Source organism: Citrobacter sp. Cy070, assembly GCF_030332245.1.
Classification (GTDB): Bacteria; Pseudomonadota; Gammaproteobacteria; order Enterobacterales; family Enterobacteriaceae; genus Citrobacter; species Citrobacter youngae.
This window is the reverse complement of record NZ_JAOWIG010000009.1, coordinates 46,092-58,247: the sequence shown is the minus strand read 5'-3', so window position 1 is coordinate 58,247 and position 12,156 is coordinate 46,092. Positions and strand designations below refer to the sequence as shown.

7 protein-coding genes are annotated in these 12,156 nt (G+C 54.6%); 6 read left to right on the top strand and 1 reads right to left on the bottom strand.

The window, feature by feature from the left end:
* Positions 1-600: 600 nt before the first annotated feature.
* Positions 601-1,194 carry an NAAT family transporter YhgN gene (gene yhgN / locus OGY19_RS00765; protein ID WP_061068747.1) on the bottom strand — a complete coding sequence of 198 codons (594 nt, stop codon included), beginning with the start codon at positions 1,192-1,194 and terminating at the stop codon, positions 601-603.
* A gap of 191 nt (positions 1,195-1,385) precedes the next feature.
* Here yhgN and asd point away from each other — a divergent pair, with 191 nt between their 5' ends.
* The 6 genes from asd to glgP all read left to right on the top strand — a co-directional run bounded on the left by asd (position 1,386) and on the right by glgP (position 12,134).
* Positions 1,386-2,492, top strand: coding sequence for an aspartate-semialdehyde dehydrogenase (asd, locus tag OGY19_RS00760; RefSeq protein ID WP_003023482.1), 1,107 nt, complete (start codon positions 1,386-1,388; stop codon positions 2,490-2,492).
* A gap of 273 nt (positions 2,493-2,765) precedes the next feature.
* Positions 2,766-4,952 carry a 1,4-alpha-glucan branching enzyme gene (gene glgB / locus OGY19_RS00755; RefSeq protein ID WP_105242203.1) on the top strand — a complete coding sequence of 729 codons (2,187 nt, stop codon included), beginning with the start codon at positions 2,766-2,768 and terminating at the stop codon, positions 4,950-4,952.
* Positions 4,949-6,925 carry a glycogen debranching protein GlgX gene (gene glgX, locus OGY19_RS00750; RefSeq protein WP_115601357.1) on the top strand — a complete coding sequence of 659 codons (1,977 nt, stop codon included), beginning with the start codon at positions 4,949-4,951 and terminating at the stop codon, positions 6,923-6,925. The genes glgB and glgX overlap by 4 nt, the downstream gene beginning before the upstream one ends.
* A 13-nt stretch (positions 6,926-6,938) precedes the next feature.
* Positions 6,939-8,234, top strand: coding sequence for a glucose-1-phosphate adenylyltransferase (gene glgC / locus OGY19_RS00745; protein WP_057067161.1), 1,296 nt, complete (start codon positions 6,939-6,941; stop codon positions 8,232-8,234).
* On the top strand, positions 8,234-9,667 hold the full coding sequence (glgA, locus tag OGY19_RS00740) for a glycogen synthase GlgA (RefSeq protein WP_115601358.1): 1,434 nt from the start codon (positions 8,234-8,236) through the stop codon (positions 9,665-9,667). The genes glgC and glgA overlap by 1 nt, the downstream gene beginning before the upstream one ends.
* 19 nt (positions 9,668-9,686) lie before the next feature.
* Positions 9,687-12,134 (top strand): glycogen phosphorylase, encoded by a 2,448-nt coding sequence (gene glgP / locus OGY19_RS00735; RefSeq protein WP_115601359.1) that lies wholly within the window; start codon positions 9,687-9,689, stop codon positions 12,132-12,134.
* Positions 12,135-12,156: the final 22 nt, after the last annotated feature.

Sequence of the window (12,156 nt, the reverse complement as noted above, 5' to 3'; positions counted from 1 at the left end):
GAAATCGGTCGCACGACATAGAAGTATATGTCGCCAGTATGATTTTCAGAAGGCTAATTCTGGCACCTGATTTTGCAGGTGCAGCGAGAAGATAAGGCTTATCCGCGATGCTGACAAGAGGGCATTCCGGAAGGCACCTCGCAGAAATGAAAATACGTTATATCAGCGACTTAAAAGCATAAGGAATACCTGAAATTACAGCGGCGCCGTTGGCCCGGCTGAAAATCGCTGAGCTGTTTCCTGGACGCCGGGGCGACGCGCAGGGATGCGCGTCGAGGGCGCCGTTTGCATGGATGCTACCTGCGCCCGTCCCCGGAAGCGGGAAGGAATAAGGCGAGGGAACCGCGACGCGGCGATTTTCCTGCCGGAGAGCCGGGATTGTTAAGGGGGCTGCGTAGCCCCCTTAACACGTTCACCGATGAAGAAACTCCAGAGAAGCAACGAACATAACGTGAACGGAACCGTTCTCTGAAATGCCATGTTCTTCCAGTTTCAACACCATTGCCCGGTGGCGCTATGCTTACCGGGCCTACAAATGAGCACACATCAACATCGTAGGCCGGGTAAGGCGAAGCCGCCACCCGGCGTGAAACGAGTACATCACCCCTTCATCCACATCCGTACGCCATCGAGGAACATCTGGGTGGCCATCATCACCAGAATCAGCCCCATCAGGCGCTCCAGCGCGTTCACCCCTTTCTCCCCCAGCAGGCGTAAAAATAGCGACGACTGCAACAGAATCACAAACGTACCGCCCCAGGCGATCAGCAGCGCAATCACCAGATGCCCCATCTGGTTCGGGTACTGATGCGACAACAGCATTAATGAGGCCAGGATTGTCGGACCGGCTACCAGCGGAATCGCCAGCGGGACGATAAACGGCTCTTCACCCGCCGGAAGCCCGGCGCTATTCCCGGTGGCGCTGGGGAAAATCATCTTAATGGCGATCAGGAACAAAATGATGCCCCCGGAGATAGAGACGGTTTCCGCGCGCAGGTTAAGAAATGCCAGAATTTTCTCGCCCGCAAACAGGAATATCAGCATCACTAACAGCGCAATGAACAGCTCGCGAATCATAATCGCGCGGCGGCGTTTCGGTTCGGTATGTTTCAATACGGACATGAAAATGGGCAGATTTCCGAGTGGATCCATAATCAGGATCAATAAAACTGCCGCTGAAATGATTTCATTCATAACTCAAATTCCCTGATAATTACCGCGGACTTTCTGCTTGCTTGCGCAGCGGGATAAGTCGCATTACTGATGGCTTCGCTATCATTGATTAATTTCACTTGCGACTTTGGCTGCATTTTGTATGGTGAAGGATATGCCACCAGGACACTGGCATACATACACAGCACACATCTCTGCAGGAAAAAAACGCTATGAAAAATGTTGGTTTTATCGGCTGGCGCGGTATGGTCGGCTCTGTTCTCATGCAACGCATGGTTGAGGAGCGTGACTTCGACGCCATTCGCCCTGTTTTCTTTTCTACTTCCCAGCTCGGGCAGGCGGCACCGACATTCGGTGGAACCGCGACCGGCACGCTTCAGGACGCTTTTGATCTGGACGCGCTGAAGGCGCTCGATATCATCGTGACCTGTCAGGGCGGCGATTATACCAACGAAATCTATCCAAAGCTTCGTGAAAGCGGTTGGCAGGGTTACTGGATTGACGCGGCCTCTTCGCTGCGTATGAAAGACGATGCCATCATTATTCTCGATCCGGTTAACCAGGATGTCATCACCGATGGCCTGAATAAAGGGATTAAGACCTTTGTCGGCGGTAACTGTACCGTTAGCCTGATGCTGATGTCCCTTGGTGGCCTGTTTGCCAACGACCTGGTCGACTGGGTCTCCGTGGCGACCTACCAGGCGGCTTCCGGCGGCGGCGCGCGTCATATGCGCGAGCTGTTGTCTCAGATGGGTCATCTGTATGGCCATGTGGCCGATGAACTGGCGACCCCATCCTCTGCTATTCTCGATATCGAACGTAAAGTAACGACGCTGTCCCGCAGCGGCGAACTGCCGGTTGATAACTTCGGCGTACCGCTGGCCGGTAGCCTGATTCCGTGGATCGACAAACAGCTCGATAACGGTCAGAGCCGTGAAGAGTGGAAGGGACAGGCGGAAACCAACAAAATTCTCAACACGTCTTCCGTGATCCCGGTTGATGGTCTGTGCGTGCGCGTCGGCGCGTTGCGCTGCCACAGCCAGGCGTTCACCATCAAACTGAAAAAAGATGTGTCTATTCCGACCGTGGAAGAACTGCTGGCGGCGCACAACCCGTGGGCGAAAGTAGTACCAAACGATCGTGAAATCACCATGCGTGAGTTAACCCCGGCGGCCGTTACCGGCACGTTGACCACGCCAGTAGGTCGTCTGCGTAAGTTGAATATGGGACCGGAGTTCCTGTCAGCCTTTACCGTAGGTGACCAGCTGCTTTGGGGTGCTGCGGAGCCATTGCGCCGCATGTTACGTCAACTGGCGTAATGGTTTGTTAATGATCAAAGGGTGCTGAGTCACCCTTTTTTTTGCGTAATACAGGAGTAAGCGCAGATGTTTCATTTTTTACCAGGAGTAAGATAAAGCATTGGCTATTCTTTAAGGGTGACTTAGTACCGGAGGTATTAAGTTGTTGCCTGAAGGTGGGACGACGCAGAGAGGATGCACAATTGTGCTGCGCCGTTCAGGTCAAAAAAAGTGTCGCTACCTGATGTCGAAAATCAGTTGGAAGGGGTGACACCATAAAACAGGATGACAACCATGTCCGTTCGTATCGATAGAGACGTGATTAATGCGCTAATTGCAGGCCATTTTGCGGATCCTTTTTCCGTACTCGGTATGCACCAAACTGACGCTGGACTTGAAGTCCGCGCCTTATTACCTGACGCCACCGAAGTGTGGGTGATCGAACCCAAAACCGGACGCAAAGTCGGCAAGCTGGATTGCCTCGACTCTCGCGGTTTTTTCTGTGCTGTACTTCCCCGCCGTAAAAATTTCTTTCGCTATCAGTTGGCCGTTGTCTGGCATGGACAGCAGAATCTGATTGATGACCCTTATCGTTTTGGCCCATTGATCCAGGATATGGATGCCTGGCTGCTATCTGAAGGTACGCACCTGCGACCTTACGAAACGCTGGGCGCGCATGCGGATACTATGGATGGCGTAACCGGTACGCGCTTCTCCGTCTGGGCACCTAACGCTCAACGCGTGTCAGTGGTTGGGCAGTTCAACTACTGGGATGGTCGACGCCACCCGATGCGCCTGCGCAAAGAAAGCGGTATCTGGGAGCTGTTTATCCCCGGTGCCCAGCAGGGTCAGCTGTATAAATATGAGATGATCGATGCCAACGGTAAGCTGCGAATCAAAGCGGACCCTTACGCGTTTGAAGCGCAAATGCGCCCGGAAACCGCATCGCTTATCTGTGGTTTGCCGGAAAAAGTGGTGCAAAGTGAGGAGCGCAAAAAAGCCAACCAGTTTGATGCGCCGATTTCTATCTATGAAGTGCACCTGGGGTCATGGCGTCGTCATACCGATAACAACTTCTGGCTGAGCTACCGCGAGCTGGCGGATCAACTGGTGCCTTACGCCAAGTGGATGGGCTTTACCCACCTTGAACTGTTGCCGATTAACGAGCATCCGTTCGACGGTAGCTGGGGTTATCAGCCTACCGGCATGTACGCGCCGACCAGCCGTTTCGGCACGCGCGATGACTTCCGCTATTTTGTCAATGCCGCGCATCAGGCGGGGCTGAACGTCATTCTCGACTGGGTGCCGGGTCATTTCCCGTCGGACGACTTTGGTCTGGCTCAGTTTGATGGCACCAGTTTGTATGAACACAGCGATCCGCGTGAAGGCTATCACCAGGACTGGAACACGCTGATCTACAACTATGGCCGCCGTGAAGTCAGCAACTATCTGGTGGGCAACGCCCTGTACTGGATTGAGCGCTTTGGTATCGACGCGCTGCGCGTGGATGCCGTGGCATCGATGATTTATCGCGACTACAGCCGTAAAGAAGGGGAATGGGTTCCGAACGAATTTGGCGGTCGTGAAAACCTCGAAGCTATTGAATTTTTACGCAATACCAACCGTATTCTTGGCGAACAGGTGCCGGGTGCGGTGAGCATGGCGGAAGAGTCCACTGATTTTGCTGGCGTTTCAAGACCGCAGGACATGGGCGGTTTAGGGTTCTGGTATAAGTGGAACCTCGGCTGGATGCACGACACGCTGGACTACATGAAACTGGACCCGGTTCATCGTCAGTACCATCACGACAAGCTGACCTTCGGTATGCTGTACAACTACACCGAAAACTTTGTCCTGCCGCTGTCGCATGACGAAGTGGTACACGGTAAAAAATCCATTCTCGATCGCATGCCGGGAGACGCATGGCAGAAGTTTGCCAACCTGCGCGCCTACTACGGCTGGATGTGGGCCTTCCCCGGTAAGAAACTGCTGTTTATGGGCAACGAGTTTGCGCAGGGACGTGAATGGAACCACGACGCCAGCCTCGACTGGCACCTGCTGGAAGGCGGCGACAACTGGCACCACGGCGTACAGCGTCTGGTGCGCGATCTGAACCACACCTACCGTCATCACAAAGCGCTGCACGAGCTCGACTTTGACGCCTATGGCTTTGAGTGGCTGGTGGTGGATGACAACGAACGTTCGGTGCTGGCTTTCGTGCGTCGTGACAAGGTCGGCAATGAAATCATCGTGGTCAGTAACTTTACGCCTGTGCCCCGCCACGGCTATCGCTTCGGTATCAATCAGCCGGGGAAATGGCGAGAGATCCTCAATACCGATTCGATGCATTACCACGGCAGCAATACCGGCAACGGCGGTGCGGTGCACAGTGATGAAATCGCCAGTCATGGTCGTCAGCATTCACTGAGCCTCACGTTGCCGCCGTTGGCAACGATTTGGCTGGTTCGGGAGGGGGAATGACGCAACTGGCAACCGGCAACGCCACCCCCCATGGTGCAACGTATGACGGCCATGGCGTCAATTTCACCCTTTTCTCGGCCCACGCTGAGCGCGTTGAATTATGCGTATTCGATGAGCAAGGCTGCGAACTCCGCTACGACCTGCCGGGGCGTAGCGGCGATGTCTGGCACGGCTATCTGGCCAACGCCCGGCCCGGTCTGCGCTATGGCTATCGCGTCCATGGCCCATGGCAACCGCAGCAGGGCCACCGGTTTAACCCAGCCAAGCTGCTGCTCGACCCTTGCGCGCGTCGGGTAGAGGGCGAGTTAAAAGATAACCCGCTGCTGCACGGCGGGATAAATGAACCAGATCACCGTGATAACGCCGCCATCGCGCTGAAGGGCGTGGTGGTGTCCGACCATTATGACTGGGAGGATGATGCCCCGCCGCGCACGCCGTGGGGCAATACCGTGATTTACGAAGCGCATGTCAAAGGGTTGACGTATTTGCATCCTGACCTGCCGGAAGAGATTCGCGGGACTTACAAAGCGCTGGGTCATCCGGTGATGATCGATTACTTCAAGCGTCTCGGTATTACCGCGCTGGAGCTGCTGCCGGTGGCGCATTTTGCCAGCGAACCGCGACTTCAGCGGCTGGGCCTGTCGAACTACTGGGGCTACAACCCGGTGGCCATGTTCGCGCTGCATCCGGCCTATGCCTGCTCGCCGGAGAGTGCGCTTGATGAGTTTCGCGACGCGGTAAAAGCGCTGCACAAAGCGGGGATTGAGGTCATTCTCGATATCGTTTTGAACCACAGCGCCGAGCTGGATCTTGAAGGACCGGTCTTCTCCCTGCGCGGAATTGATAACCGTAGCTATTATTGGATCAGGGACGATGGTGATTACTACAACTGGACCGGCTGCGGGAACACCCTCAACCTGAGCCATCCTGGCGTTGTGGAATACGCATGTGAATGCCTGCGTTATTGGGTGGAAACCTGCCACGTGGACGGCTTTCGTTTTGATTTAGCATCCGTCATGGGGCGTACGCCTGCGTTTCGTCAGGATGCGCCGCTGTTTACCGCGATCCAAAACTGTCCGCTGCTCTCTCGCGTCAAACTGATTGCGGAACCGTGGGATATTGGTGAAGGCGGGTATCAGGTGGGGAATTTTCCCCCACCGTTTGCCGAGTGGAATGACCATTTTCGCGACGCAAGTCGACGCTTCTGGCTTCAGCGTAATCTGTCTTTAGGTGAGTTTGCCGGACGTTTCGCTGCATCCAGCGATGTGTTTAAACGCAATGGCCGCAAACCCAGCGCCACGGTCAATCTGGTGACCGCGCACGACGGTTTTACGCTACGCGACTGTGTGTGCTTCACAAATAAGCACAATGAAGCGAATGGTGAGGAAAATCGCGACGGCACTAGCAATAACTACAGCGACAATCATGGTAAAGAAGGATTAGGCGGCACGCTGGACCTGATTGAACGGCGGCGCGACAGCATTCATGCGCTGTTAACCACGCTGTTGCTCTCCCAGGGGACGCCGATGTTGCTGGCGGGCGATGAGCATGGTCATAGCCAGCACGGCAACAATAACGCTTACTGTCAGGATAACGCCTTAACCTGGCTGGACTGGCAGCAGGCAAACAGTGGGCTAACCACATTTACTGCCGCGCTGATTCATCTGCGCCGGCAAATACCCGCATTAACGGGGGATTGCTGGTGGGAAGAGGGTGATGGCAATGTTCGTTGGCTGAATAAGTACGCACAACCCTTAAGTGCGGATGAGTGGCAAAACGGCCCGAGGCAGATGCAAATCCAGCTTTCAGACCGTTTTCTGATTGCAATAAACGCCACGCTTGAGGTGACAGATATCGTTTTACCTGAAGGGGAATGGCACGCCATTCCCCCATTTGCCGGAGAGGATAATCCGGTGCTTACGGCTGTCTGGCAGGGACCTGCGCACGGACTGTGTGTGTTCCAGAGAAGATAAAAAGGAGTTAGTCATGGTGAGTTTAGAGAAGAACGATCGTGTAATGTTGGCGCGCCAGCTGCCATTAAAATCTGTTGCCCTGATCCTGGCCGGTGGCCGCGGAACCCGTCTGAAAGATTTAACCAACAAACGAGCCAAGCCTGCCGTGCACTTTGGCGGTAAGTTCCGCATTATCGATTTTGCTTTATCCAACTGTATTAACTCCGGGATCCGCCGTATCGGCGTGATCACTCAGTACCAGTCCCACACGCTGGTGCAGCATATTCAGCGCGGCTGGTCGTTCTTTAGCGAAGAGATGAACGAGTTCGTCGATCTGCTGCCTGCCCAGCAGAGAATGCAGGGTGAAAACTGGTATCGCGGCACGGCGGACGCGGTAACCCAAAACCTGGATATCATTCGACGCTATAAAGCGGAATATGTGGTGATCCTCGCGGGCGATCATATTTATAAGCAGGACTACTCACGCATGCTGATCGACCACGTCGAGAAAGGCGCGCGCTGCACCGTGGCCTGTATGCCTGTGCCGATCGAAGAAGCTAGCGCGTTTGGCGTAATGGACGTGGACGACACCGATAAAATTATCGAGTTCGTTGAAAAACCTGCCAACCCGCCGGCTATGCCAGGCGATCCGACCAAATCCCTTGCCAGTATGGGGATCTACGTTTTTAACGCCGATTACCTGTATGAATTGCTGGCGGAAGATGACCTCGATGAAAACTCCAGCCACGATTTCGGCAAAGACATTATCCCGAAAATCACTGAAGCTGGCATGGCGTATGCACATCCATTCCCGTTGTCCTGCGTGCAGTCTGACCCAGAGTCCGAACCGTACTGGCGCGATGTGGGAACGCTGGAGGCCTACTGGAAGGCGAACCTCGATTTGGCTTCGGTGACGCCTGAACTGGATATGTACGACCAGGACTGGCCAATCCGAACGCACATGGAATCGCTGCCTCCGGCGAAATTTGTTCAGGACCGTTCCGGCAGCCACGGCATGACGCTGAACTCGCTGGTTTCCGGTGGCTGTATTATTTCGGGTTCGGTGGTGGTGCAGTCCGTTCTGTTCCCGCGCGTGCGGGTGAATTCTTTCTGTAACATTGATTCGGCAGTGTTGTTACCTGAAGTGTGGGTTGGACGTTCGTGCCGCTTACGTCGTTGCATTATCGATCGCGCCTGCATCATTCCTGAGGGCATGGTGATTGGCGAAAATGCGGAAGAAGATGCTCGTCGCTTCTACCGCTCAGAGGAAGGCATTGTGCTGGTCACGCGTGAAATGCTACGCAAACTGCAAATCAAACAGGAGCGATAATGCAGGTTTTACACGTTTGTTCAGAGATGTTCCCCCTGTTAAAAACCGGGGGACTGGCGGATGTTATTGGGGCGTTACCTGCGGCACAAATTGCGGACGGTGTGGATGCCCGCGTATTGCTTCCGGCGTTTCCTGATATTCGTCGCGGCATTCCCGATGCGCAGGTCGTGACGCGTCGGGATACCTTCGCCGGACGGATAACGCTGTTGTTCGGACATTACAACGGCGTCGGCATTTATCTGATTGATGCGCCACATCTCTATGACCGTCCCGGGAGCCCGTATCACGATACGAACCTGTTTGCGTATACCGATAACGTGCTGCGTTTTGCGCTGTTGGGTTGGGTCGGCTGTGAAATGGCCTGCGGCCTTGACCCATTCTGGCGCCCGGATGTGGTGCATGCGCACGACTGGCACGCTGGCCTGGCCCCGGCGTATCTGGCGGCGCGCGGCCATCCGGCGAAATCGGTGTTCACCGTACACAACCTGGCGTATCAAGGCATGTTTTATGCAAAGCATATGGATGACATCCAATTGCCATGGTCGTTCTTTAATGTGCACGGGCTGGAGTTTAACGGCCAGATTTCGTTCCTGAAGGCCGGGTTGTACTACGCCGACCACATTACGGCGGTGAGTCCAACTTACGCGCGGGAGATTACCGAGCCGCAGTTTGCCTATGGTATGGAAGGTCTGTTGCAGCAGCGTCATCGCGAAGGACGGCTTTCCGGCGTGCTGAACGGCGTTGATGAAAAAATCTGGAGCCCGGAAACTGACCTGCTGCTGGCGTCGCGCTATACGCGTGACACGCTGGAAGAGAAGGCGGAGAACAAACGTCAGCTACAGATCGCGATGGGACTTAAGGTTAACGATAAAGTGCCGCTGTTTGCTGTCGTGAGCCGCCTGACCAGTCAGAAAGGGTTGGATCTGGTGTTGGAGGCTCTGCCGGGTCTGTTAGAGCAGGGTGGACAGCTGGCGCTACTTGGCGCGGGCGACCCAGTATTACAGGAAGGTTTCCTCGCCGCGGCGGCGGAACATCCGGGCCAGGTGGGCGTACAGATTGGCTATCATGAAGCCTTCTCGCATCGCATCATGGGCGGGGCTGATGTGATATTGGTGCCCAGCCGTTTTGAGCCGTGTGGCTTAACACAATTGTATGGACTGAAGTACGGCACGTTGCCGCTGGTGCGACGTACCGGTGGGCTGGCTGATACGGTGTCTGATAGTTCGCTGGAGAACCTGGCGGACGGTATCGCCAGTGGGTTTGTATTTGAAGATAGTAATGCCTGGTCGCTGCTACGGGCGATCCGGCGTGCTTTCGTATTGTGGTCCCGGCCTTCGCTGTGGCGGTTTGTACAACGTCAGGCCATGACCATGGATTTTAGCTGGCAAGTCGCGGCGAAGTCATACCGTGAGCTTTACTATCGCTTGAAATAGTTATCCAGGAATCACCTATATGAATGCTCCATTTACTTATGCATCGCCCACACTCAGCGTAGAGGCACTTAAGCATTCTATCGCCTACAAGCTGATGTTCACGATTGGTAAAGACCCGGTCATTGCCAATAAACATGAGTGGCTGAACGCCACATTGTTCGCGGTGCGCGATCGTCTCGTGGAGCGCTGGCTGCGTTCTAATCGTGCGCAATTATCCCAGGAAACTCGACAGGTCTATTACCTGTCTATGGAGTTCCTGATTGGCCGCACGCTTTCCAATGCACTGTTATCGTTGGGGATTTATGACGATGTCAAAAATGCGCTGGAAGGCATGGGGCTGGATCTTGAAGATCTGATCGACGAAGAAAACGACCCGGGTCTTGGCAACGGTGGCCTCGGGCGCCTGGCGGCCTGCTTCCTGGACTCGCTGGCAACGCTGGGACTGCCGGGACGTGGCTACGGTATTCGCTATGACTACGGCATGTTCAAGCAAAACATTGTTGATGGCCGACAGAAAGAGTCGCCAGACTACTGGCTGGAATACGGTAACCCATGGGAGTTCAAACGCCACAATACGCGCTACAAAGTGCGTTTTGGCGGGCGTATTCAGCAGGAAGGCAAGAAAACGCGCTGGATAGAAACTGAAGAGATCCTCGCGGTTGCCTACGACCAGATTATCCCCGGTTACGACACTGATGCCACCAACACGCTGCGCCTGTGGAATGCACAGGCCAGTAGCGAAATCAACCTTGGTAAATTCAATCAGGGCGATTACTTTGCGGCGGTGGAAGATAAAAACCACTCCGAGAACGTTTCCCGCGTGCTGTATCCGGATGACTCCACCTATTCGGGACGCGAGCTGCGCTTGCGTCAGGAGTATTTCCTGGTCTCCGCCACGGTGCAGGATATCCTGAGTCGTCATTACCAACTGCACAAAACCTACGACAACCTGGCGGACAAAATTGCTATTCACCTCAATGACACCCATCCGGTGCTGTCGATCCCTGAGCTGATGCGTCTGCTGATTGATGAGCACAAGTTTAGCTGGGACGATGCCTTTGAGGTGTGCTGTCAGGTCTTCTCGTATACCAACCATACGCTGATGAGCGAGGCGCTGGAAACCTGGCCGGTGGATATGCTGGGTAAAATTCTGCCGCGCCACCTGCAAATTATCTTTGAGATTAACGATTACTTCCTGAAAACGCTGCAGGAGCAGTATCCGAGCGATACGGGTCTGTTGGGGCGGACGTCGATCATCGATGAATCCAACGGCCGCCGGGTGCGTATGGCATGGCTGGCGGTGGTGGTGAGCCACAAGGTTAACGGCGTGTCGGAACTGCACTCCAACCTGATGGTACAGTCGCTGTTTGCTGACTTTGCGAAGATCTTCCCGATCCGTTTTTGCAACGTTACCAACGGCGTGACGCCGCGTCGCTGGCTGGCGCTGGCGAATCCGGCGCTTTCCAATGTGCTGGATGAGAACATTGGCCGTACCTGGCGCACCGATCTCAGTCAGCTCAGCGAACTGGAACAACACTGCGATTACCCGCTGGTAAATCAGGCGGTGCGTCATGCGAAGCTGGAGAACAAAAAGCGACTGGCGACGCTCATCGCGCAGCAGTTGAATGTGGTGGTGAATCCGAAATCGCTGTTTGATGTGCAGATAAAGCGTATTCACGAATACAAACGTCAGTTGATGAACGTGCTGCATGTGATCACCCGCTACAACCGCATTAAGGCCGATCCTGACGCCGAGTGGGTGCCACGTGTGAATATCTTCGCCGGTAAAGCGGCTTCGGCTTATTACATGGCGAAGCACATCATTCACCTGATTAACGATGTCGCGAAAGTGATCAACAACGATCCGCAAATTGGCGACAAGCTGAAGGTGGTGTTTATTCCTAACTACAGCGTCAGCCTGGCGCAGGTGATTATTCCTGCCGCCGACCTGTCTGAGCAAATCTCACTGGCCGGGACCGAAGCCTCCGGGACCAGTAACATGAAATTTGCGCTGAATGGCGCGCTGACCATCGGTACGCTGGATGGCGCCAACGTCGAGATGCTGGAGCATGTGGGCGCAGAAAATATCTTTATCTTTGGTAATACGGCGGAAGAAGTGGAGGCGCTGCGTAGTCAGGGTTACAAGCCGCGTGAGTATTACGAGAAAGATGAAGAGCTGCATCAGGTGCTGACGCAGATCGGCAGTGGCGTATTCAGCCCTGAGGAGCCGGGACGCTATCGCGACCTGGTGGACTCATTGATTAACTTTGGCGACCACTATCAGGTGCTGGCGGATTATCGCAGCTACGTTGATTGCCAGGATAAGGTTGATGAACTGTATCGTCATCCGGAAGAGTGGACCACCAAGTCGATGATTAATATCGCCAACATGGGCTACTTCTCGTCGGACAGGACGATCAAAGAGTACGCCGAAAACATCTGGCATATTGATTCGGTGCGGTTGTAAAACACGAGGCCGGGGGCGCTTC